The organism is Nocardia sp. NBC_01329 (assembly GCF_035956715.1).
Lineage (GTDB): Bacteria > Actinomycetota > Actinomycetes > Mycobacteriales > Mycobacteriaceae > Nocardia.
Map to the genome: position 1 here is coordinate 1,982,631 of NZ_CP108381.1, position 22,800 is coordinate 2,005,430.

At 68.7% G+C, this 22,800-nt stretch carries 19 protein-coding genes and 1 pseudogene; 3 read left to right on the top strand and 17 right to left on the bottom strand.

Annotated elements, in window-relative coordinates; genetic code table 11:
- Position 1 precedes the first annotated feature (1 nt).
- Genes OG405_RS09280 through OG405_RS09290 form a run of 3 tightly spaced genes read right to left on the bottom strand, consistent with a single transcriptional unit; the run spans position 2 to position 3,383 of the window.
- Positions 2-1,093, bottom strand: a complete 1,092-nt coding sequence (locus OG405_RS09280; RefSeq protein WP_327151212.1) for a PLP-dependent cysteine synthase family protein — start codon at positions 1,091-1,093, stop codon at positions 2-4.
- Positions 1,069-2,415, bottom strand: coding sequence for an alanine racemase (locus tag OG405_RS09285; RefSeq protein ID WP_327151213.1), 1,347 nt, complete (start codon positions 2,413-2,415; stop codon positions 1,069-1,071). Before OG405_RS09285 ends, OG405_RS09280 begins: the two co-directional genes overlap by 25 nt.
- Positions 2,406-3,383, bottom strand: a complete 978-nt coding sequence (locus OG405_RS09290; protein WP_327151215.1) for an ornithine cyclodeaminase — start codon at positions 3,381-3,383, stop codon at positions 2,406-2,408. The genes OG405_RS09285 and OG405_RS09290 overlap by 10 nt, the downstream gene beginning before the upstream one ends.
- 750 nt (positions 3,384-4,133) lie before the next feature.
- On the opposite strand from OG405_RS09290, the pseudogene OG405_RS09295 reads away from it, so the two are divergent.
- Together OG405_RS09295 and OG405_RS09300 are read left to right on the top strand one after the other, a co-directional pair.
- Positions 4,134-4,738, top strand: a pseudogene (locus tag OG405_RS09295) (recombinase family protein).
- Between the two features lies 1 nt (position 4,739).
- Positions 4,740-6,236 carry a S1 RNA-binding domain-containing protein gene (locus tag OG405_RS09300; RefSeq protein WP_327151216.1) on the top strand — a complete coding sequence of 499 codons (1,497 nt, stop codon included), beginning with the start codon at positions 4,740-4,742 and terminating at the stop codon, positions 6,234-6,236.
- Positions 6,237-6,419: 183 nt separating this feature from the next.
- Here the strand turns inward: OG405_RS09300 and OG405_RS09305 are convergent, their stop codons facing one another.
- From OG405_RS09305 to OG405_RS09365, 13 genes are all read right to left on the bottom strand, one after another.
- A complete protein-coding gene (locus tag OG405_RS09305) occupies positions 6,420-6,794 on the bottom strand; it encodes a Tn3 family transposase (RefSeq protein WP_327151217.1) in 375 nt (124 codons plus the stop codon).
- A 102-nt stretch (positions 6,795-6,896) separates the two neighbouring features.
- Positions 6,897-8,036, bottom strand: a complete 1,140-nt coding sequence (locus OG405_RS09310; protein ID WP_327152282.1) for a glycosyltransferase — start codon at positions 8,034-8,036, stop codon at positions 6,897-6,899.
- 92 nt (positions 8,037-8,128) lie between these two features.
- Positions 8,129-9,457, bottom strand: a complete 1,329-nt coding sequence (locus OG405_RS09315) for a glutamate-1-semialdehyde 2,1-aminomutase (RefSeq protein WP_327152283.1) — start codon at positions 9,455-9,457, stop codon at positions 8,129-8,131.
- A 20-nt stretch (positions 9,458-9,477) separates the two neighbouring features.
- The gene (locus OG405_RS09320) at positions 9,478-10,038 is read right to left on the bottom strand and encodes a YdcF family protein (protein WP_442790684.1); all 561 of its coding nucleotides are present in this window, start codon (positions 10,036-10,038) and stop codon (positions 9,478-9,480) included.
- Between the two features lies 1 nt (position 10,039).
- The gene (locus OG405_RS09325) at positions 10,040-11,422 is read right to left on the bottom strand and encodes a glycosyl hydrolase family 28-related protein (protein WP_327151218.1); all 1,383 of its coding nucleotides are present in this window, start codon (positions 11,420-11,422) and stop codon (positions 10,040-10,042) included.
- Positions 11,419-12,888 (bottom strand): protein tyrosine kinase, encoded by a 1,470-nt coding sequence (locus OG405_RS09330; RefSeq protein WP_327151219.1) that lies wholly within the window; start codon positions 12,886-12,888, stop codon positions 11,419-11,421. The genes OG405_RS09325 and OG405_RS09330 overlap by 4 nt, the downstream gene beginning before the upstream one ends.
- The gene (locus OG405_RS09335) at positions 12,885-14,306 is read right to left on the bottom strand and encodes a hypothetical protein (RefSeq protein ID WP_327151220.1); all 1,422 of its coding nucleotides are present in this window, start codon (positions 14,304-14,306) and stop codon (positions 12,885-12,887) included. Before OG405_RS09335 ends, OG405_RS09330 begins: the two co-directional genes overlap by 4 nt.
- A gap of 24 nt (positions 14,307-14,330) precedes the next feature.
- On the bottom strand, positions 14,331-15,335 hold the full coding sequence (locus tag OG405_RS09340) for a CgeB family protein (RefSeq protein WP_327151221.1): 1,005 nt from the start codon (positions 15,333-15,335) through the stop codon (positions 14,331-14,333).
- Positions 15,332-16,804, bottom strand: a complete 1,473-nt coding sequence (locus tag OG405_RS09345) for a lipopolysaccharide biosynthesis protein (RefSeq protein ID WP_327151222.1) — start codon at positions 16,802-16,804, stop codon at positions 15,332-15,334. The genes OG405_RS09340 and OG405_RS09345 overlap by 4 nt, the downstream gene beginning before the upstream one ends.
- The gene (locus tag OG405_RS09350) at positions 16,801-17,955 is read right to left on the bottom strand and encodes a glycosyltransferase family 4 protein (RefSeq protein WP_327151223.1); all 1,155 of its coding nucleotides are present in this window, start codon (positions 17,953-17,955) and stop codon (positions 16,801-16,803) included. Before OG405_RS09350 ends, OG405_RS09345 begins: the two co-directional genes overlap by 4 nt.
- The gene (locus OG405_RS09355) at positions 17,952-19,013 is read right to left on the bottom strand and encodes a glycosyltransferase family 4 protein (RefSeq protein ID WP_327152285.1); all 1,062 of its coding nucleotides are present in this window, start codon (positions 19,011-19,013) and stop codon (positions 17,952-17,954) included. The genes OG405_RS09350 and OG405_RS09355 overlap by 4 nt, the downstream gene beginning before the upstream one ends.
- Positions 19,014-19,042: 29 nt before the next feature.
- A complete protein-coding gene (locus tag OG405_RS09360) occupies positions 19,043-19,879 on the bottom strand; it encodes a glycosyltransferase family 2 protein (RefSeq protein ID WP_327151224.1) in 837 nt (278 codons plus the stop codon).
- 179 nt (positions 19,880-20,058) lie between these two features.
- Positions 20,059-21,087, bottom strand: a complete 1,029-nt coding sequence (locus tag OG405_RS09365; RefSeq protein ID WP_327152286.1) for a transferase — start codon at positions 21,085-21,087, stop codon at positions 20,059-20,061.
- A gap of 137 nt (positions 21,088-21,224) precedes the next feature.
- Between OG405_RS09365 and rfbC the strand changes: the two genes are divergently transcribed.
- Entirely contained in the window at positions 21,225-21,788 is a 564-nt protein-coding gene (gene rfbC, locus OG405_RS09370) for a dTDP-4-dehydrorhamnose 3,5-epimerase (RefSeq protein WP_327151225.1), read from the top strand.
- On the opposite strand, the gene OG405_RS09375 is transcribed toward rfbC, so the two are convergent.
- The gene (locus OG405_RS09375; RefSeq protein WP_327151226.1) at positions 21,772-22,800 is read right to left on the bottom strand and encodes an NAD-dependent epimerase/dehydratase family protein; all 1,029 of its coding nucleotides are present in this window, start codon (positions 22,798-22,800) and stop codon (positions 21,772-21,774) included. The two genes, rfbC and OG405_RS09375, sit on opposite strands and share 17 nt — an antisense overlap.

Below are 22,800 nucleotides of genomic sequence, written 5' to 3' on the forward strand. Positions count from 1 at the left end.
GTCACGCTCCTCTCCTTTCCAGATCGCGGGCCGCGAGCCGCATCGATTCGTCGTAGGCCCGGAAGAGCCGCACGATCCGCTGCTGGGCGGCCCGGTCGTAGAGGCCCCGAGCGATCAGCCAATCTTCGTCGTACACCGAGTCGAGATACTTCTCGCCCGCATCGCACACCAGTACCACTACCGTGCTGTTCGCCGGGAGCCGCACCAGTCTGCGCAGCGCCACATGGACGGCCGCGCCCGCGGTGCCGCCGATCAGGATGCCGGTGCGGCGCGCGACCATCCGTGCCGTGGCGAAGGCGTCGATATCGCCGACCCGGCAGTTCTCGTCGATCATCTCGTACTTCACGTTGCCGCCGACCGGGAAGCCTGCTGGGCTGCCCGCGCCGGTCTGCCGGTAGGGGCCCGGGTCGCCACCGAAGATGATGGAACCCATCGGTTCCACCCCGATGGCACGAACGTCGGACCCGAGCCGGCGCAGTTCCTCGACTGTGCCGCACAGCGATCCGCCGGTGCCCACCGCGCCGACGAGGTAGTCGATATCGGTCGCCAGATCCTTGTGCAGTTCGCCGGCGAGTTCTCGATATCCGGCGCTGTTGTGCGGATTGTTGTGCTGATCGGGGCGATAGGCGCCGGTAGTCGCGGCGATCTCGGCGGCGATACTCCGGCGCCGCACACTGCTCGGGCCGCCGCTCCCGTCGCCTTCCACCGTGACCAGTCGCGCGCCCATGGCCTTCATGGCGCGCAGCTTGTCCGGCGCGGCGTGGTCGTCGACGACCGCGGTGAAGGTGTACCCGCGCTCCAGGGCGATGAGCGCCAGGCCGGTACCGGTATTGCCAGAGGTGGGCTCCACGATATGTCCGCCGGGGGCGAGGTTGCCGCTGCGTTCGGCCTGGAGCACCATCTCCCGGGCCATCCGCACCTTGGCCGAGCCCGTCGGATTGAACTGTTCGAGCTTGAGCAGCAGTCTGCTGCCGGACCCGGTGCGCACGAGTTCGAGCAATGGAGTGGCGCCGATCAATTCGGAGGCATGACGCACGACGTTCTCGCCGCCGAGCGGTAGCGTCGCGGTCACCGGTCGAGCCTCCACTGCCATCGGTCCTCCGTGCCGGTCACCACGATCTTCGGCGGCAATGGGAGTTGATGGAATTCGCTCTCGTTCTTGTCCATCTGATAGCCGGCGGTATTCGGGTACAGCAGCAGATCGCCGGGGCGCGGGCGCTGCGGCATGACCACTTTGCGCCAGGTGAGGACGTCGTATTCCATACAGCTGGCACCGCCCACACAGGAGGCGACCGGTCGCGGGTTCGCGTCGGCGGTGCGCGGGATCAGGATCGGATCGGGCAGGAACTCACTGCCTTTCCATTGCTCGGACACGCTCATACTCAGCCCGTGTGCGGTGGTGATGCCATAGTCCGCGTTCTGTTTGAACCCGAGCACCGGGAAGACCGTGAATCCGGCATCGATGAGCAGCGCGCGCCCCGGTTCCAGGAACAGGTCGATATCGTCGGCGCGCAACCGATCGGCCAGCGTACGCCCCTGGTATTCCACGTTCAGGACGGCTTCGAGCATGGCCGCGCCGGTGGGCTGCTGGGCGTAGGGGTAGAACTTCTCGAACCGCTTGCCCGCGTGGAACCATCGGTCGTCGTGGTCGCGAGTGAAGGTGGCCCAGTCCTCGTCCCGGACATACCGGCAGGCGAAACCGCCACCGATCGAGATCGCGGATACCGGCAGGCCCTGCTCCCGGATTCGTGCGCACAATTCGATCAGCTCGTGCGCCGCTTCGGCCCGCGGCGCGACCTGGTAGCCGTCGAGATGGAACGAGAACCCGGTCAATTCGAGATGTTCGCGCAGTTCGGCGCAGCGGTCGATGGCGTGTTTCAGATCGGTATCCGTCGATCCGAAGCGGCTGTGCGGCGCGTTCGGCGGCAGTCGGCGCAACAGGATTCGTAACCGGCCCGCCGACCGGGCGATCTCGGCTGCCCGTTCCAGTTCGTCGAGTGCGTCGATGGCGACGAGGCAATCGTGGCGGGCCGCCAAGCGCAGTAGCGCGTCGGTTTTCGCCGCACCCGTCACACCGATATCGCGGCCGCGGACACCGTGGGCGAGTGCGTGCACGAGCTCCTGCTCGGAGGCGACGTCCACCCCGGCGTCGAGGTCGGCCGCTACCGTCAGCCAGCAGCCGGCTTTGTTCGCCTTCTTCCCGTAGTAGACCCGGCCGCGCACCCCGGACCGCGCCAGTACGTCCTGGAACGCGGTCAGATTGGTGGCGAACTGCGGGGGATTGACCACATGGAAGGGTCCGCCGACCGCGTGGTGGATCTCGAAGAGCGACTGCGGGTCGGCGCGCAGTGCGCGTTGCCAGCCGGGTTCGAGCGCGGGCAGGGTGGGGAGTCGGCCGGGTGCGGTCAGGTCCACAGCCGCACCTGCTGTCCGCGACCGGCCGCCACGGCGCGGGTCGCCAGGGCGTGGGCCACCGGAATATCGGTGATGACCATCCCGCTGGAGAAGGCGAATACGCGGTCGGCCGGATTCCGGCGGCCCGGGGCGCGGCCCGCCAGGATATCGGGGAGTTCGGCATCGATGACGAGTTCGCCGTCGTGGCCGGCCAGGCGTGTTCCGGTGACGCCGAGTTGTCCGGTGCTGGTGGCGATCGTGTAGTCAGCGGCCCGCAGCGCGCCGCTCTCGACCCCTTTGCTCGCCACCGAGATGAGCAATCCACCCGGGCGCAGCCATTCGGTGCGCACCTTCGGATGCGCCGCGCGCCCCGAGGCCACGACGACGATATCGGATTCGGCGACCGCCGCGGGGACATCGTCGACGAGTTCGAGCTCCCGGTCGGGGAACCATCGTCGCAGTGCTGCCCGGCTCTCGGCGATTCCGTCGGGATGGGTGCCGTAGAGCCGTAGCCGTTGCAGGCCCGGCAATGCGGTCAGCAGGTAGGGGAGTGTATTGCGGCCCTGGATACCGGTACCGATCATCAGGGCGGTCGAGGCTCCCTCGGGCGCGGCGTATTTCGCGGTGATCGCGGTGGTGGCCGGAGTCCGCGCGGCACCGACCCGCTGGCAATCCATGAGCGCGAACGGTGATCCGGTGGTGTCGTCGTAGAGGCTGATGGTGGTGTAGTACTTCTCCGCGCTGGTACTGCCCTGGCGGTAGGAGGTCTTGAAACCGAGGTGCTCGAGCGATCCGTCGTAACCGAGCATCGAATACGAGACTGCGTCGCGTTCGGTATCCGGCAGCGGCAGCATGAGTTTCACCGGACAGCGGGATTCGCCGCGGGCGAAGGCCAGATACCCGTCTTCGACGAGTTCGATGACCTCCTCCGGGGTGATCTCGATATCGGCCAGATCGGTGCGGGTGAGGATGTGCAGGGCGTGGCTCATAGAACTCCGATGTCGTGCGGCTCGACCGGCTGGGAGCCGGCGCCGGCGGCGGGCGGTGGTTCGAATGGAGCCCGGTCCGTGCTCAGGTGCTGAGTCGGTTGCCGGGACCACGGAAGCGTGTCCGAAGCGGTGACGCCGGTCCGGTTTCCGGCGGTCCCCGCTGTGTGGGTCGCCCCGGTGCTCTGTTCGCGTGACCGCCGTTACGGGCCGTTGCGGCCGACTGTGCGTCGGTATGTTTCCCGAGCCGTGGACCCGGGCGGGGCCCGCCCGGGAGCGCGAGAGATGTTGCGACCAGCTGGGTTCGGGGCCGCGGAATCACCATGTCAGCATCCTACGATAACGGTAATGATTCCCGTTATCGTTTGCTGCTGTGATGGGAGCCACGTCTCGTGAACGGAGGGTGGGCGAGTGATCGGACCGGGGCAGGTGCGGCGGTCTCGGTGCGACGTGACCGATCGTCAACGAGTCGGCCCAGAACTCCTGAAGCTGTCACAAGCCGCAAAGTAGGGGTGCCGTCAAGGATCGTGTCACCAGGTACATGAAGACCGATGCGGTGTCACCGGTGGACATCGGGGCCCTGGACGAAGCGGCAATGCCCCGGCAGACCGTGATCTCAGCGTCCGTAAGCCGAACCTCCAACGGACACACAGGAGGACCTTTGTCTGGATGTGCCGACCAGGCGAGATGCCGTCTCTTTCAGGGTGTCCGCTGACCTGTCCGCTGAGGGGAGGTCTACCGTACGCTTCCCGTGTGACCGCAACCCTCATCGGCTATGCTCGCTGCTCCACCGACGAGCAGGACCTTACTGCCCAGCGACATAGGCTGTGTGGCCTCGGCGTCGCCGAAGACCGGATCTACCTCGACCACGGCCTCACCGGCACTCGCCGCGCCCGGCCAGGTCTCGACCAAGCTCTCGCGGCCGTCCGGGCCGGCGACACCCTGGCCGTGCCCAAACTCGACCGGCTCGCCCATTCGGTGCCCGATGCCCGCGAGATCGGTGACTCCCTGGTCGCACGCGGGGTGAAGTTGTCGTTGGGGGCGCCATCTACGATCCGGCCGACCCGATGGGGGAGATGTTCTTCAACATCCTGGCCACCTTCGCCGAGTTCGAAGTCGATCTGCTGCGGATGAGAACACGCGAAGGTATGGCCGTCGCAAAAGCCAAGGGCAAGCTGAAAGGCAAGCAGCCCAAGCTATCGGTCCGCCAGCAGTCCCAGTTGCTGCAGCAGCACCGGTCCGGCGAGCACACCATCGCCGACCTCGCCGAACTGTTCTCCGTCAGCCGAGCGACGGTCTATCGGGTCCCGGACCGCCAGAAGACCACGGTGTCCTCATCGACCCGGACAGGGCAGTGACGTGCTGGCCTACACCTACCGGGTCACCAAGTACGACCCCGCCGACCGCGACGAGCACGGCTGCTATGTCGGCGACGAGGAAACGGACAGCGACCACGGGCCGGTCGAAGCCGCCTACCTGCAGGCGGTGGCCGCCTTCGCCGAAGACACCGGCGTCGACCAGCTGACCATACGAGAACCGCTGCTCCCCGGTTTCGCCCACTTCGGCCTGGAGCCGTTCGTCGAAGGCCATGGTCTGACCGGGCTCTTCCCGCCCGACCTCACCGGTTTCCACGACGGCGCGCAGGTGCCGGTGGCCGTCGGTTTGGAGCTGGTTCGAGCAATGCTTCGCGGCGACGGCGCCTCGTGCCGCCTGGAGGTAGAGGACGTGTTCGACGTGGACGTCGGGTGGGACCTGTACGTCTACGTCGGCACCAACCAGCCCTGTGACAGGGCGTTGTCCCGTACCCGCGCACTGGGACTGTTTCCCGAACGGCTCGAGGCATCCCCCTACGATCCGTTTTTCGGCGAGGAGCCCGGCGAACAGCGACCCGCCGACGACATTTTCTGGGCTCGGCTGCGTTGGTGCATCGCCACCCACCAAGCTGTCATCCTGGAAGAGCAATACATCTACAACGTGTCTCGCTGGCACCGCCTCACCAGCGACACTGTCGACGCGGTACGCGCCGGACTCACCCCTCGTGCTCAACTCACCGTCTGGCCGGACCTGTCCACCGATATCGTCGAGATCCTTGCTGCTCTCCCGGACGAAGACGACTCGATCGAACTCGTCTGGGAGGACGAACACGGACAGATCACCAGCATCACTGCCGACGAGACCCAGCTCACCGAACTGGCAGCGCAGGTCACCGGCGCACGGGCCGCAACCGTGCTGTCCCTAAATGTCGAGGAACGCCACCCCCTGTTCACCGCCGTCCTGCCCGACAGCGACGGCGTCCTGCGGGCCCGGTGGAGGACCGATCCGGCCCCGAGCGACCACGACTGGGCGTTGTTGAAGACCCTGCACCGAGGCCAGATCTGCACCGGCACCGTCAGCGAGATCGCCAACTTCGGGGTGTTCGTCGACATCGGCGGCTTCACCGCGATGATCAACATTCCGGAACTGTCCTGGCGACCCGTCGACCACCCCTCCGCGATCCTCACCGTCGGCCAGGAGATCACCGCACAGGTCCTCGACGTCGACATGGTGCGCGAACGTGTGGCTCTGTCGCTCAAGGCACTTCACGAAGATTCGATGCCGCAGATCGTGGCGCAGGTCGGCCAGATCGTCCGCGGCCGCGTCACCAAGCTCGTGTCGTTCGGCGCGTTCGTCCGTATCGAGGACCGCCCAGACGGCTTCGAAGGGCTGGTGCACAACTCCGAACTGGCCGCAGGACACGTGGACAAGCCCGAAGACGTCGTCGAGGTCGGCGACGATCTCCACGTGAAGGTCATCGACGTCGACCTGAAACGCCGCCGAATCACCCTGTCACGCAAACAGGCCTTTGCAGCCAGCTGACGAGAAAGCAACCTCGACTTCTACTGCCAGGCCACCAACACGGCGGAAGAGCCTCTACCCGCGAATACACGAACGCAGGCCAAGCGCCGGGCTCGGATGCGATCCGGCATCGAAACGATCCCCGTCGAGCAGTACAGGCAGACCGGCCGCGTCCAGGACTACCCGCAACGCTGAAACCCGCTGCTATGCGGCCTGCCCGGCTAGGTCGAGGCGACGGTTCATGTCCAGCAGGAATCGCCCGTAGGGGTTGATGTTGGACCAGAACAGCGCCGAGAGGGCGCGGCGCTCGTTGTCTCCCATGGGGTTACGGAACTGCGGGTCTTGCAGCACCCGTTGCAGCAGCAGGGTGTTGATGTGGACCGGCGATGATTGCAGCAGGTGCAGTGCGAGCATGGAGACTTCGGTGTGCTCGCGGTCCGGGCCGGTGAATGCGCCGTCTTTGCCGTAGTAGATGACGCTGTTGCCGGAGTTCCAATTCTCCACCACCTGCAACCCGCTGTGGATCTCGTGACACAGCTCCTCGGAGCTGAGGTATTCGCAGGCGAAGATGGTGCGCACCGCGCGGCCGAGGTTCCTATCAGTGTCGATACATAGATATGCGCATCAGACAACTATTTGCTCGATCCGGTGTGAACAGCGCACGAAGTAGGGTCGAATGATCTACAGAGGGGAGAGGGGGGCCTTCGCGAGCACTCGTGCCACCGTCTCGGCCATGCGGGCTCGGAACATCTCGGGACCGAATGATTCCGCGTGCGCGCGGATTCGGAGAGGATCGAGATCGGTGGTGGAGGGGTCACGGAGGGCGGCCGCGAAACCGTCGACCACCGACTCATCGGTATCGGCCGCGATATGGGCGCCGCTGAGACCGGGCACCACGGTGTCCAAGGAGCCGCCCGCACCTACAGCCAGGACGGGCGTTCCGCAGGCCATCGCCTCCACCGGCACGATCCCGAAATCCTCTACCCCGGGCATGAGCAGGGCGCGGCAGCGGCGGTACATATCGACCAGCACCTCGTCGGGCGCGGCGCCCAGGAACGTGGTCTCCGGACCCGCGAGAGCTTCGAGCCGGCGCCGGTACCGGCCGTCGCCGACCACCACCAGGCGCAGCCCGGCTCGCTGTGCGGCGCGGATGGCCAGATCGGGGCGCTTGTAGGGGACCAGGCGGCCGGCGAACAGGAGGAAATCCTCGCGCGGCACCGTCGGGTCCGTGGCGAAGCGATCCAGGCGCACCGGAGGATTGACGACCGTGGCGGGCAGCCCCCACCAGTCCCGGACCCGGTCGGCCACCGCGCGCGAATTCGCGACCACCGCCGTGAGGCGCGGTGCCGCCGCGGTCTCGGTGCGGCGAGCCAGACCGCCGAGGGCGGTCAGGGCCGCACGTCCGGCGATGCTGTTCGCCTCCTGGGCGCGGAAAGCGGGATCCCAGGCCCAGCGGGCGGGACTGTGCACATACGCGATCACCGGTGCGTCGGTGGCGAAGACAGCCTGGGTCGCGAAGGCGTGATGGCTGACCACCACCGCGTCGAAACCGCCGCGCAGCGGCAGGCGGCGCAGAGCGCGGGGGACCAGCGGCAGCAGCGGTGCGTGCGAACGCCGGCCGGTCGCCGCGTAGGCGCGGGAGAGCCAGGTGCCGGAGACGGTGTCCCAGGGTGGATGAGCGATCGCCGGTGCGGCAGCCGGATCGACGATCGGTGCGAACACCCGCGCTTGCGGCCAGGTGCGGGCGAGTTCTCCCACAACCGCTTCCGATCCGCCGTATTCGGTGAACCGTTCGTGCACGATTGCCACACGCGGTCGCACCGCTTCGTTCGACGCGCTGCGTGGATCGGCCGGTGTGCCGGTCTCCCACGGTGCATCGTCGGTCCGGTATTCGGGATCACCGGGGTGCGTGCTCACGGTAGAACCTCCTCGAGGCGGCGGGGGGCCGCGTGGGTGCGCAGGGCGGGAGCGACGGGTCGCCCGTCGAGCAGGCCCGCGACGGTGCCCTGCTCGAGGGCCCGCCGGTAGACCGCCGCGGCACCACGGCAGGCCTCGACGGTGTGGTCGATATCGCGGTCGGTATGGGCTGCCGAGGTGACGAACGATTGTCCGAGAACCCCGCGGCGCAATAGTTCTTGGAGGAACAAGGTGCGGAACTCCTGGGACGGTCGGCCGTGCTGGTCCAGTGTCAGGAACAGCAAGCACGAGGGACGGCCGGCGATGCGGAGGTGGCCTGCGATACCGAGCTCGGCGGTGATCTCCTCGATCCCGGCCCGCAACCGGCGACCGGCGTGTTCCATCCACGCCACCGGATCGGTAGTCGCGTAGGCGTGCACCACGGCCCGGAAGGCGGCCAGCGCGCCGGTTTCCGGGCCGTGGGTGGTGGACAGCAGGAACACCCGGGCATCGTCGGTCCGCAACCCACCCAGTTCGAGGTATTCGCGGCGCCCGGCCAGCGCGGCGATAGGGAAACCGTTGCCCATCGCCTTACCCCAGCACGAGAGATCGGGCACCACGCCGTACACCTGCTGTGCGCCCCCGGCCGCCCATCGGAATCCGGTGATCATCTCGTCGAAGACCAGCAGGGTCCCGTGGCGGTCACACAGTTCGCGCACTCCGATCAGATAGCCGGGCGGCGGTTCGTGCAGCGCGGTCGCCGCCTCCATGACCACGCAGGCGATCTCCCGGCCTGCCAGCAGTTGTTCCAGAGCCGGAAGGTCGCCGTAGGGGAAGGACACGGTCGGCTGCTGGGGGATACCGGCAGACATCGCGGTCGTCCCGATGAACCAGTCGTCGACGGAGAAGAAGGGCTGCGCGCAGACGGCCACGGTGATCCGGCCGGTCACCGCGCGGGCCAGGCGCACGGCGGCGGTGGTGGCGTCGGAGCCGTTCTTCGCGAATTTCACCATCTCCGCGCCCGGCACCAGGTCCAGGAAGTCCTCGGCGGCGGCGAGTTCGGTCACGGTGGGCCTGGAGAAGCTCACCCCGTCGGCGATGGTCGCGGCGACCGCGTCGACGACCGGTCGGTAGCCGTGCCCGAGAGTGACCGATCGCAGACCCATGCCGTATTCGACGAATTCGTTACCGTCGCAATCGGTCACGCGACAGCCGTGGCCGCGCACCAGGACCGGGGCCATATGCTCGGGGTACTGGTCGGATCCACGGGCGTAGGTGTGCGCGCCGCCGGGCACCAGTTCGTGCAACCGCGCCTGGGCGCGGTCGCTGCGGCCGAAATCGGTGATCACACTCGCTCCTTCGTGGCTCAGCAGCCGGACTCGGTGAAGGCCTTCAGATATCCAGCGGACTGCCGCACATACATCCATGCCTGGAACCCCGGATCTGTTCGGCTCGGACTGGCCACCATGGTGATTTCGCCATCGAAGCAACGGTCGACGATGTAGCGGGCTCGGGAGACATGCGGGGTGAAGGTGACGACGATGATGTGCCGCCAGCCCTTGGCGGCGGCCAACCGGCGTATCTCCTGGGCCTCACCGCGGGTGGTCCACGGGCGGGGTTCGAAACACGTCACCCGGAACGGGTACGGGGTGTGGCAGTAGCGGTCCATCCGCGGGTCGTCCAGACCGGTCGACGCGGAGATCAACAGCTCCGGCGCCCAGTGCCGCCGGGTCAGTTCGAGCCCGATATCGAACCGCTCGTACGGGGTTCCGCCGAGCACCACGACGGCGTCCGCCGGCCGCAACGGGTCCAGTTGTGGCCGGACGAACACCGGCCACCCGGCCATGGCCGCGAGAACGATCAGGACGAGCGCGGCGGCCGCCACACGCCACGGCCGCCGGCGCGCGCCGGGAGGATTCGCGGTCATCTCACCGATCCGGGCGGTCCCGGCCCAGCGGCGCGGTGCGCAGCGCGCCGTCGGGGGAGACGACGAGTCGCCAGTACCCGCCCTCCGGATCCCGCAGTACGACACCGGCATCGGCGTGGTCGGACACCCACGCCCCGCTGGCCAGCACCGAAGCCAGTCCGGCACCGTCGGGTGCGACGGCCCGTAGGATCTCCTCCCCGCCGTCGGCGCGGGCGGTGACCGGCCCGGTGAACGTCGGCCGGTGGGTCTGACCGCGGCCGAGGACCTGCCAATTGCTGGGAAACACCCGGGGGCCGATCTCGCTGCCCGCGCCGGAGATCAGATTGACGGCGATCCCCTCCGGGCAGCCCGCCTCGTCGATCCGCAGTTCGGCGGGGCTGCCGCCGGGGTCGGCGTCGAAGGCGATATTCGCCAGATACGGCTGGCGGCAGTAGATCAGGTCGATATCGCAGGAACGGGCCGCGACCTTGCAGTTCACCATGCCGAACTGGGAGGGTCCGCCCTGACCGGCAGCCCCCACCTGTACGGCGATATCGGCGCCCTCGAACCAGATGTTGGTGAGCCACCAGTTGTTGGCCGCGCCGTCGATGAAGAGATGACGGTCGGTGGTCGCCGGATCGTTGTCGGAGACGAATTCGCTGTTGGTGAGGGCCAACCCGGCGTTGTGATCATTTCCGGTGCCCAGGACGCCGATCCGATTACCGGAGAACTTCGACGACGTGACGTAGTTCTGGATGCACGAGGTGGCCAGTCCGACGCCGAAGTTGTTGATATCGCAGTCGATGAACGAGGTTCCGCCGGTATTCGCCTCCAGCACCACGCCTTTCTGGCCGGCGTAGCGGGGCCAGTTGTCGGCGAGGTGGTTACCTCGGATCAGGACGGTGTCGAAACTGCAGCGGAAGCATTCCGCGAGCCGTACCGCTGTGGCGTTCGGCCCCGACAGGTAGAAACCCAACCGCGCGAAGCGGATCCGCTGTTTGCCCTCCAGATCGACCAGGGTGGTGTCGCGATCGCAGAACACCGTGGTGACATCCGCGCCGTCGCCGTACACGACGGAATGGTCCGGGAGATCGGGCCAGGCGGTGATCCGGTACTCGCCCGCCGGCAGGTAGACGACCGGTGGCGTGCCGTCGGTGCGGCACGCGGCGGCCAACGCCTCCGTATCGTCGGCCTTTCCGTCGCCGACGGCGCCGAAGGCGCGGATATCGCGGACGGTCGGCGACGCGGTCCCGGTCGCCATCACGATCGGCGCGGGTGGTGGACCCGATGCGGCCAACGGCACGGTGACGGCGCCGATCCCGGCCGCGCCGAGTCCGGCCGCGAGCAGATCACGCCGTTGGATCCGGCGCCGGTCGGCCGGCTTCGCCCGATGTGCTTCGCTCACGACCGCCGCCACCAGGTCCGCCGGGGCGTTACCGCCACCACGCCCGATACTTTCGCGCCGGCCGCGGTCAAACCGGTGAGTGCCGACTCGATTCGGTCGCGGCGCGCGCTACCCAGCCGGACCACTCCGGCGGTGCCGGTCGCCCCGGGAGCCACGGCGGCGGCGTCCGCGGGCGCGATATCGACGACCACGCGATCGAATCGTTTCGCGACGTCGCTCAGGAGCGTCTCGAATCGAGTGGAGGCCAGCAGATCCTGGGTGCGGTCATCGGCTTTGCCGAGTGCCAGGACGACCACAGATCGCTCCGGCCACAGTACGAAGGCCTCGTCGATGTGGATATCCTCCCGCAGGACGGCGGCCAAACCGTCCGCGGCGCGCGCACCGGTCTTGGCGGGGACAGCAGGGGCGGCCGCGGGCAGATCGTCGAGGGGAGCGGCCGGTGCGGTCCGCAGATCCAGCTTGACCGTCGGCGGATCGAAGATCTCTCCGCGTACCACCGCCGACGTGCGTCCGGACGCGGCGGTCACCAGCTCCTGAGACGGATTCGGGTCGCGGACCGGCCATTCACCGTTCGGCGCCGGCAGTTGGAGCAGTGATTCGGGCAGCAGCGTGGAGACACCGTGGCCGGAGGTGTTCGCATCGATCACCAGAACCTCGGCGCCGGTGGCCCCCAGCATCGATGCGGCGCCGAGTACCAGGGCAGGTTCGGATCGCCCGTCCAAGACGGTGACGACCAGCCGCCCGGCCTCGGGCAGCCGTGCCCGCAGCGCTCGCAGATCGGCCGGTTCCCGGTCGGTGCCGAGTGCGACCGTGCCCAGTACCGGCTGTCCGAGCGCGGCGAGTTCCGCACCGTCGCGCACCCGCCTGTTCAGCCGGTCCAGTAGATATGCGACGACCGCGCCGAGCAGCAGCCCCGCGAGCGCGCCGACGGCGTACAACCGGGACCCGCCCGGCCCGCCGGCCTCGGCGGGGGCCTGCGCCGCGTCGACCACCGCGACCCGCGCGGCCGGGGCGGCGGTGACCTCGATGGTCTCCAGTTCGTCGACGAGCGCGCGGAACTGGGCGACCACCTGGTCGGTGAGCACCCGACTGGTCTCCGCGTCCTCGTCGGTCACCGATACCCGGATCAGCGAGGTCGCCGGTGGGGTGTCGGCGGTGATCGCGGCGCGGAGTTCCTCGCGGTCCAGATTCAGGCCGAGTTGGCCGATGACGCGGTCCACCACATGATCGCTGGTGATCAGCTCGAGATAGGACCGCACCCGCTGCTGGGCGGCCAGGCCTCCCTGGTAGGAGTCGGCGACCGAGGTACCGGTCGCCATCGATATGTACAGAGTGCTGTTGGCCGTATACGTCGTCGGCGTCGATTCGACCTGGTACGCCGCCAGACCCACACCGAGCGCCACACCCGCCAGCAGCACCGCCCAGTAGCGGCGCAGCAGGCGCAGGTAGTCGGGCAGTTCCATCATTGTCTTCCTTCGCTTCCCACGCTCGCGCCGACCGGTTCCGCGGCGGGGCCGGTCGGTAGTTCTCCATCAGGTTCGCCGGGCGGTCCGGGCGGTCCGTGTGCGCGCCGCCAGTGCCCCACTGCCAGCCGCACCAGCCACGCCAGGACCACGACCTGCAGATATTTGCCGAGTGTTTCGGCGCTGCCGAGCATGCCGCGCTCGAACACCACCGGGACCTCGATCAACGCGATACCGAACAGCACCGGTACCAGATGGCGCGCATACAGCGACCGCGCCCATGCGACCAGGACGACCGCGGTGAACGCTACCCCGACGACGACCCCCGGCAGGCCGCCGATCACGTAGCCCTCACTGATATTGCCCTCCGCCAGCGATACCGATACCTGGCTCATATCGACCGAGGCGCCGCGCACCTCGCTCGCCCAGGCGGTCCCGGCGTGCAGTTTCTCCTCCGCCAGCAATTGGGTCGGCACCATGCTGCGGGTCAGATGTCCCACCACCTCGCCGGGGCTCAGCCATGATTCCGGGCCCACATAGTAGGCGTCGGTCGCGGCCTCGAGCAGATCGAACCGGCGGAGCAGACTGAGGAACGGACGCACTCCGTCGGGGTAGGCGCCGTCGACAGCGGCGGCCTCCGCGCGCAGATACGGCGAGGTCTTCAAGGATTGCAGTGTGTCGAAGCCGGCGATACCGGTCACCGATACCGCCCCGATGCCGAGAACTTTGGCACGGGTCCAGCCGGTGAGCGCGAACCGTACCGCCACCGCCAGCGCGGCCCCGAGGATCGGTGTCTTCGACTCGGTGGCCGTGGTCCACCACAGTTCACCCATCATCAGCACACCCAGGACGGCGATCGTCGCGGATTGCCGTGGCGGCCGCGCGAAGACGATCAGTCCGACCGCGCCGAGAATCGCGGGCATGGTGAGCAGACTCAGGACCGGCGACGAACTCTGCACATCACCGGCCTGTCCGGCCGCGCCGGAGGCGACGCTGAACAGCCGCGCGAAAGTACCCAGTGCGTACAGCACCCACAGGGTGGCGATCAGATCCGGATCGCCGGCCAGTGGAGCCCGCCCGGGCCGCGGCCGGCGCCGCGTCCACAGTGCGAAGCCGAGGACGATCAGCGCGTAGACGGTGAGACCGAACGCCACCGGGCGCAGGGCCGCCTCGATGCCCACGTCGTAACCGATTTCGGCCAGCCGCGGGTCGGCGACATTGTCGCCGAAACGCGGTTCGGGGCGCACGATCAGCAGGACCACCGGGCGCGCGACATAGGACATCGCCCAATACAGCGCCTGCGCGATCAGCAGCACCCGCAGGACACCGTGGGTGAGCAGCGCGGCGATCACCATCGTCGTCAGCGCCGCGACGACGATCAGCAGCGGCCCGTTCGAGGTGAGCAGATCCGGGATCAGCATCGGCACCGTCCCGCGGGCCCCGAATCAATCCAGCGCACGCAGGATCTCCTTCGCCCGGTCGGTGTAGGTGTGCCCGCCCTCGATGATCCGCCGGTACCCGGCCTCGGCGGTTTTCGCCGACTGTTCCGGATACAACGCGCAACGTTCCAGGATCTCGTCGAGTTCGTCCCGGCTGGAGAACAGGAACGCCTCGGTCCCGTCGTCGAGCAGTTCGGCGTGTTCGTCGGTGCGTTCACCGACGAACAACCCCCCCGAGGCCGGTACCTCGAAGGTGCGACAGGTGTGGGTATCGCGGTTCTCGGAGTTGAGCAGCACCAGATTCGCCGTCACCGACGCGACCGCGATCGCGAAGTCCTCGCCGTACACCGGTCCCGCGACGGCAGCGCGGGTCGTCTGCAGCTGCCGCACCCGGCGCCACCCGGGTCCGCGCACCAGCAGTTGTGATCCGTAGGTGCGTGCCAGCGATACGATGCCGGGCCGGCGGTCGGGGCGGCACGCGCCGATGAAACCGACCAGGAACTGCCGGGTTCCGCGCCGGGCAGCCGGATGATGCCAGGCCGGGTCGTAGGCGCTGCGCACGAACAGGGTCCGGGAGACTCCGCGAGCGGCGAATTCTGGCAGATTGTGTCGTTTGGTGGTGACCACCATGTCCCATTCGGATTCGTGGGCCAGATAGTCCGCGGTGGTGTTCTCCGGATTCGAGACGTCGTCGGGGCTGTAGTGCACATGCATCGCGGCCGGGATCTCCAGCAGCCGGGTCTGGTCCAGGAACACCGATTTGAAGCCGAACACCAGGTCCGGATGTAGTTCGGCGGCGGCCCGCTCCAGCCGGGTGTGCACCCGGTCCACCGTCCACGGCGCCCGCCGCTCCCCGGTTTTCGCATACGACCACGACGGTGACAGCCGCGGCGGCAGGGTCACCGGTGTGGAGTCGACCACGATCACCTCATGGCCGAGCCGGCGGAACCCTTCGGCGAGCGAGCGGGCGTTGCTGCCGAGCCAGTCGTCGCCGACGAACAGAATCTTCATCGCGTCCCTCTTCTCTCCGCGTCGGCGGGCAGGGTGCTGCCCGCGGCGCGTTCCCGCACGATCAGTGCGCGCATCCGCGCGAGATACCAGATCGCCACCGCGAATTCCGCGGCTACGATCCCGGCCGCCAGCGTCCACACCGAGTGGGTACGCAGGGTGAGCAGCAGTGCGCATCCGGCCACGACCGTGCCGGTGGCCGACCCGATCAGTACCCCGACGGTGTCCTGACGCACCGGCAGGATCGCGGTGGTGACGAACGAGGTCACGGTGGTGGCCGGCAGGATCAGCGCTTCCAGGCGCAGGACCCCGGCCGCGCCGCTGAACTCGTCGCCGAACACCAGTCCGATCACCAGTGGCGCCGCCACCCACAGCGCCGCGGTCGCGACACACGCCGCCGCCACGCAGACACCGAGCGCGCGCAGGGCATCGGGCCAGAAGCGTTCGTCGCCGCCGCGTTTGGCCATCCGGGGTAGCAGGGCGAAACCGATCGGGTCCAGCAGCGATTGCACCGCGCGCACCAATCGGTCCGAGGCGGAGTACAGGCCGAGCGAGGCAGCGTTGAGTACCGCGCCATAGACGGCCGCCGCACCCTGCCCGTAACTTGTGACCAGCAGACGCCCCGTCACCACCGGCAGCGCCGCGCGGATCAGTTTCCAGGCTCCGCGTGGCCGCCCGGGCGCGCCGAACTCGCGCCAGGTATCCCACCAGGTGAGCGCGAGGCTGATCACCGAGGAACCGAGCAGGCACAGCATCGCCATCGCGGCGGTCGGGAACCGGGGCAGCAGCGTGAGCAGCAGGACGAGGTAGCCGACCCGGGCAATCGACTGGTACAGGGTGGAAGCGCCGAACCGGCCCTGGCCGATCAGCACCCAGTCCTCCGACATCGACCAGAAGCCGCCGACGAACAACCCCAGCAGGACCATGCCCAGGTAGTCCGGCGCACCCGCGGGCACCGCCGTCACCAGTGCTGCCGCGAGCACTCCGAGAATGCCGCCCCGGATGGCCAGGTAGGTACCCCGGGTGTGGTTCACCATGTCCCGGTCGGTACCCGATTCCTGGACGCGCGCGGCCAGATACGAGGTGATTCCCAGGTCCACGATCAGCGAGCCGAGGAAGTACGCCGACATCCCGATGGCCAGCAGACCCATCCCCGCGGCGCCGAGCATGCGCGCGATCAGCGGCAGCGTCGCCACGGTGACCAGGTACTGGCCGTACTTCCCGAAGCTGACGTAGGCGATATCGCGCAGTACCGTCGCGAGTTCGCGTACCCGTGCCGATTTGGTCCGCGGGCCCGGATCCTCCGGCGGGACAATCGTGATGACCGGGAGTTTCTCGGTCGGCCAGTCGGCGAAAGCCGGGATGATCTCGGTCGGCAGATCGTAGTCGGGGACGCGCAGGCCGTCCATCGACACCGGGTAGTGCCGGTGGACGATGCGGATCGGGATGGTGTGCTGGTCGGGCGGATTCATCGTGCGCGGACCGCCCGCCGTCCGGTGACCTGCTCGAGCAGCCCGGTGACCGCCTGCGCGGTGGCCGCGATCCCGAAGTCGGCGCTGCGCTCGCGTGCGGCCGCGCTCAGCCGGGTGCGCAGGGCCGGATCCGCGATGAGCCGGTCCAGCGCGGCCGCGAGCGCGACCGGGTCACCGGGTGGGACGAGAATGCCGTCGATGTCGTGATGGACGATCTCGGTGGGCCCACCGGCATCCGCCGCCACGACCGCGCAGCCGGCGGCCATGGCCTCCACCACGACCTGACCGAAGGGTTCGGCGATCACCGAGCAGTGCACCGCGATATCGGCCTGCGCGAAGTAGCATCCGGGATCGTCTACATGCCCGACGAATTCGACCGGCAACCCCAGTTCGGCGACGGTGCGGTCCAACTCGGCACGGTAGTCCTGCTCGCCGAAGAAAGTGCCGCCCACCAAGTGGACGGCGGCCGGCCGGTGGCGCAGCAGGGACAGTGCGCGCAGCAGGACTTCCTGACCCTTCCAGGGGGTGAGGCGTCCGACCATGGCGATCCGGACCGCGCCGGGTTCGCGCTGCGGCACCCGGGACGGGTTCGCGACGGGCTCGACGCCCGGATAGGCGATCACCGCGACCCGGCCCCGGGTGTAGAGGGTGCGCAGGGTGGACCGGCTGTTGGCGACGACGCCGTGCGCCGTCACCCACCCGAGCACCCGCAGCGCGACGGCCAGAATCCGGCCGAAATATTCACCGCTCACCCGGTCGTGGACCTGCCAGATCAGCGGCACCCCGGCCCGGCGTGCGGCCACCGCACCCATCAGCAGTGCCTTCGTGCTCTGCGCGACCACCACATCGGCGCCGTCCGACCGCACGATCGCGCCGAGCCGGGCACCCAGCCGGATCAAGCCGGTCGCTCCGGTGAGCAACCGCAGCGGCCCGGATCCGGCGACGGTCAGCGCGGTGCTGTCGAAAGCGTTACCGCACACGGTGACCGGAATCCGGCGGGCGCGCAGGCGATCCACCAGCGGTCCCGCCGCGGTGAGCAGTACCGAGGGGTCCACTACGCCACCTCGGCGCAATTCGGTCAGTAGCCGCAGCGTCGCGAGTTCGGCACCGGAGGGCGCGGCGGTATGGGTGAGGAATACGGCGCGGATCATCCGGTCAGCTCCCGGTACAGGGCGATATGCCGGTCGGCGGCCGCGGCCCAGGAGAAGGTCTCCGCATGGGCCCGGCAGCGGTCCGGGCCGGGTATCGCGCCGTGGAGGGCGTCGCCCAGCCGGGTGGCTAGTGCGTCGGCGTCGCCCGGAGTCACGATCAGCGTCGGGTCCAGGTCGCGAACCGAATCGGGCAGGCCACCGCAACCGGTGACGACCGGGGCGCGGCCGGCCGCCAGCGATTCCAGTGCGATCAGTCCGAAACCCTCGAGCGCGACCGACGGCACCACGGTGACCGCCGCTCGCGCGTACCAGCCGGTGAGTTCGGCATCGGTGACCCGGCCGGTGAATGTGACACTCGGACCCAGATCGCGAGCCTGTTCCCGCAGCCCGGATTCCGCTGTTCCGGTGCCGACCAGTATCAGCCGGGCCGTGGGGTGGGCGGCGCGCACCGCGGGCCACGCGCGCAACAGGACATCGATACCCATCCGGTGTTCGAGGCGCCGCACGCACAGGACCACCGGCGCGGTGGGTTCGGGTGCGGGAGCCGGGCGGAAACGGTCCAGATCGACACCCGGCGCGATCACCGTCACCGCATCCGGTCGCACCTTGTAGTCGTGCACCAGCAGATCCCGGAAATGCGTGGACAGCACCACGAATTTGTCGGCGGGCCGGGCCCGTAGACGTTCCAGCGCGTATTTCGCGCCGGCGGCCGGCGCACTGCTGCCCGCCGCCCGGCTCTCCGCTGCCCAGGGCCCGTGGAAATGCACCACCAGATGCCCGGCGCGGCTGTCGCGCACGGGCGGTCCGTACAGCGTGAAATGCCGGTCCAGTACGGCCGCCCGGCCCGGTGCCGCGGCCCACCGGTCGCGGTACGCGGTGCGCGCCCGACGCCAGGTGGAGCCGCCGACCGGCCCCCACGACAGCCCACCGGCCGGTGCCGTGCCGAACGCGGCGGCCGACACCTCGATCTCGGAACGGGCGGTCAGTGCCCCGAAGAGATCGGTGAAATACCGGTTCAGCCCACCCGGTGCGGCGCCGAACCACTCGGCGCCGGTCATATGTACGCGCGGCGGCGGAGCTGTCACGGTCATCGGCGCGATCCGATCCGGTCGCCGAGGAACTGCCCCGTTCGTATCCGCAGTCGCTCCAGCGCCGTGCGGGCCAGCCGCAGATCGCCGATGGTCACATCCAGCGGTGAGAGCAGCAGCGGGCAGTCCCTGGCCAGCCGGTGGTGGAAACGGAGCGTCTCGCTCAATTTGCTCACTGTCGAGGTGCGCGCGCACAGATTGAACGACGAGGCACGCCATGCCGCCGCCACCTCGGTCAGCCCGAAGAACAGCCCGAACTGTCCTACCCGCGCGAACAGATCGACATCCATGGGGAACACCAGATCTCCGCGTAACCCACCGACTCGGTCGAAGTGTTCGCGCCGGAACATCGCGGCGGCGGTGGGCCCGAAATCGGCCGGGCCCCGCCGCACGATGGTGCGGGCCAGCGCCCGGGAGGTGTGGACTCCGTCGAGACCGGGCAGACCGAGTCCGGTCTCCACCAGTTCACCCTGTTCGTCGATTACCTGGAATCGGCTGGAGCTGATCGCGAACGCTGGATCCTGCATCACCTCGAGCTGCGCCGCGAGCGAACCGGGCAACAGGATATCGTCGGCGCACACTACTTTCACCAGATCTCCGGTGGACAGCGCGATCGCGCGGTTCCAGTTGTCCCCGATGGCCAGCGTGGTGGCGTTGCGTTCGATCCGTATCCGCGGGTCGGCGAAGGACGCGGCGATCTCACCGGTGGCGTCGGTGCTCGCATTGTCGAGCACCACCAGTTCGAAGTCGATGTCCTGGCTCAGAATCGAACGCAGCGTCTGTTCGAGAGTCCGTTCTGCCTCGAAGGCCGGGACACAGACCGACACGCTGACCACTGGTGATCCTTTCGATGAATATGGAGAGATACGCCGAGGGGATTTCGGCGTATCCGAGGGGAACCGATTTCGCTGTCCGGTGACCGCAGGTGTGCAGGGGCCGGGAACTAGTGGAATTCGAGGAACGGCCGGCGTGCGAAGGAGCAGTGGTCCGCACACCCGGCGTTGGTTCGCGAGCGCTACCGGATGGGCCGCCCCCGCGTCTGGTCGGATTCGTCCACGAACCAGCGTCCGGCCAGCTCCGGGAAGCGTTCGGACACTTCGGCGAGCAGGTCCGGTACCGTCAGCAGCACCCGATCCGGCCGGGCGGCCAGCAGCTGCGCCGGGCTGATGATCGGTACGTCCGTTCCGGGCATCCGCCGGCCCTGTTTGGCCGGTGCGGCGTCGGCGACACCGGCCAGGAGTTCGCGCCGGATGCCGGCGCGGCAGAACAATGCCACCGCCCGCGAGGCCGCCCCGTAGGCGTATACGCGCTCGCCCCGCGCGGCCGCGGATTCCAGCGTCGCTCGCAGGCTCGCGGTGTGGCGGTCGGCCGCGCGCTGCAACCCGTCGAGCGCGTCCGCCCCGTCTTCCCGGTCCAGAACCCGCCGCACCGCGTCGTCGGATGCGGCGTCGCCGTGCACCGCCGCGAGCAGCACCGTGCCGCCGTACAGTTCGAAGTCCCATACGGTCAGCACCGACATTCCGGCGGTCGCGAGCATGTCGCGCAGTACGCGCAGCGAGTAGTACGCGAAGTGACCGTGCCGCAGCGCGTTCCACTGGCCCTGTGTGACGATCGTGTGCAACGGGTGGTACTGCAGCAGGAGGACACCGCCGGGTGCGGTGGCCGCCACCCGGCCGGCGACGGCCGCCGCCTGATCGCGTTCGTGCATGAGACCGAACGAATCCAGCACCAGGTCCGCAGGTCGTTCGGTGACCGCGAAACCGCGGCCGGCCAGCAGTTCCAGCCAGCTGCCGCCGTGCGGACTGGCGAATTCGCGCACGGTACGGCCGCGCAGCAGTCCCGCATCCGATACCCGGCGCACCGCGTCGGCGGCCTGTTCGCGCAGTGCGCGCGGCTCTACCCCGCGCGGTTCGGCGGTCACCGTATCGTCGTGCGCGAGCTGCGCCAACCCGCAGGCGCTGCACACCACCATCGCCAGCGGATGCGCGGCCTCATCCGGTCGCGGATCGCTATCGGCCGGTGGGAAGTGATCCGCAGCGGGCATCGCACCCAGATCGAGCACTGTCACCAGGCGATCGGAACGGCAGGTCCGGCAGCCCGGCGGGTCGGCGGTAGGCGCGTCGAGCACTGTCGCGCGTCCACCGTGCGCTGCCCCGGGCCCGCTCATGGCACCATCACCCGGTGCGAATCGAACAGGCGGAACTCGCCGATGTGTTGATCCTGGTGCCCGAACCCTTCCGCGACGACCGCGGGCTGTTCACCCGTACCTTCGATGCCGAGATCTTCGACGCCCGTCTCGGTCCGGGTGCGGCCGCCACGTTCGTGCAGGATTCGCAGTCGCGGTCGGCCCGCGGAGTGGTCCGGGGAATGCACGGGCGCGGTGGCCGCGGCGAGGCCAAACTGGTGCGCTGCGCGCACGGCGCGGTGCACGACATACTCGTCGATATCCGCCCCGGGTCGCCCACATTCGGGCGTGCTCAGGCATTCCTGCTCGACGACGCCGAGTTCCGCCACCTCTACGTTCCCGCGGGCTTCCTGCACGGTTTCCAGGCGCTCACCGACACCGCCGACGTCTGCTACCGCATCGACCGGCCGCACGATCCGGCCGAGGATCTCGCCGTCGCCTACGACGATCCCGACCTGGCCCTGAACTGGCCGCAGGAGGCCACGCTGGTCTCCGCGCGCGATCGGGCCGCGGGCAGCTGGCGGGCTCTGCTGGAAACACATCTCACGCACCGGCCCTGACCCGCCGCAGCGTGGCGTCGACTGCGCCCGAATCACCCAGCTGCCGAAGCCGCGCCAGCCGTACGAAGCGTCCGGTGAAGTCCGCGGCGGTCAGTCCGCCGGCGGTGTACTCGGCGTACAGCTGCGCGGCTCCCTCGGGGATGGTCCAGCGTGCCTCGAAACCCAGTTCACGTCGCGCCGCGCCGAAATCGACCCGGTAGGACCGCGGATCGGCGCCGGATTCCCCGGTGATCAGCACTTCGGATCCGGGTACCGCCTCCGCTACCGCCTGAGCGATCTCGGCGACCGTGCGGTTGTTGGTCTCGGTGCCGATGTTGTAAGCGCGGGAGTGGATCGCGTCGATCGGAGCTTCCAGGCATACCGCGAACGCTTCGGCGATATCGGCCGCGTGCACCAGCGGCCGCCACGGCGTGCCGTCCGACAGCACCTTCACCACTCCGTCGAGAACGGCGTGGCCGACCAGATTGTTGAGCACGATATCGGCGCGCAGCCGCGGCGAGAATCCGAACGCGGTCGCGTTGCGCAGGAACACCGGAGCGAAATCGGCGTCCGCCATCGCCTCGAGGTCGTCCTCGACCCGCACCTTGCTCTCGGCGTACGGGGTGAGCGGCCGCAGCGGTGCGTTCTCGTCGACCAGGCCGTCACCGGCCGCACCGTAGACCGAGCAGGTGGAGGCGTACAGAAAGCGGCGCGTCCCGGATTCCTTGGCGAGCCGGGCCAGTCGTACCGAAGCGTGATGGTTGATGTCGTGGGTGACCTCGGGGATCAAAGCCCCCAGCGGATCGTTGGACAGCGCCGCGAGGTGTACTACGGCATCGAATCCGGCGAGCTGGTCGATCGTCACGTCCCGCAGGTCCACGGCCAGGCCGGCCGGGTCCTGTGGTGTGGCGCCCAGGACACAGTCGGCGAACCATCCGGTGTCCAGGCCGACGACCTCATGGCCCCGGGCCCGCAGCACCGGAACCATGACGGTGCCGAGATATCCCTGATGACCGGTGACGAGAACCCGCAC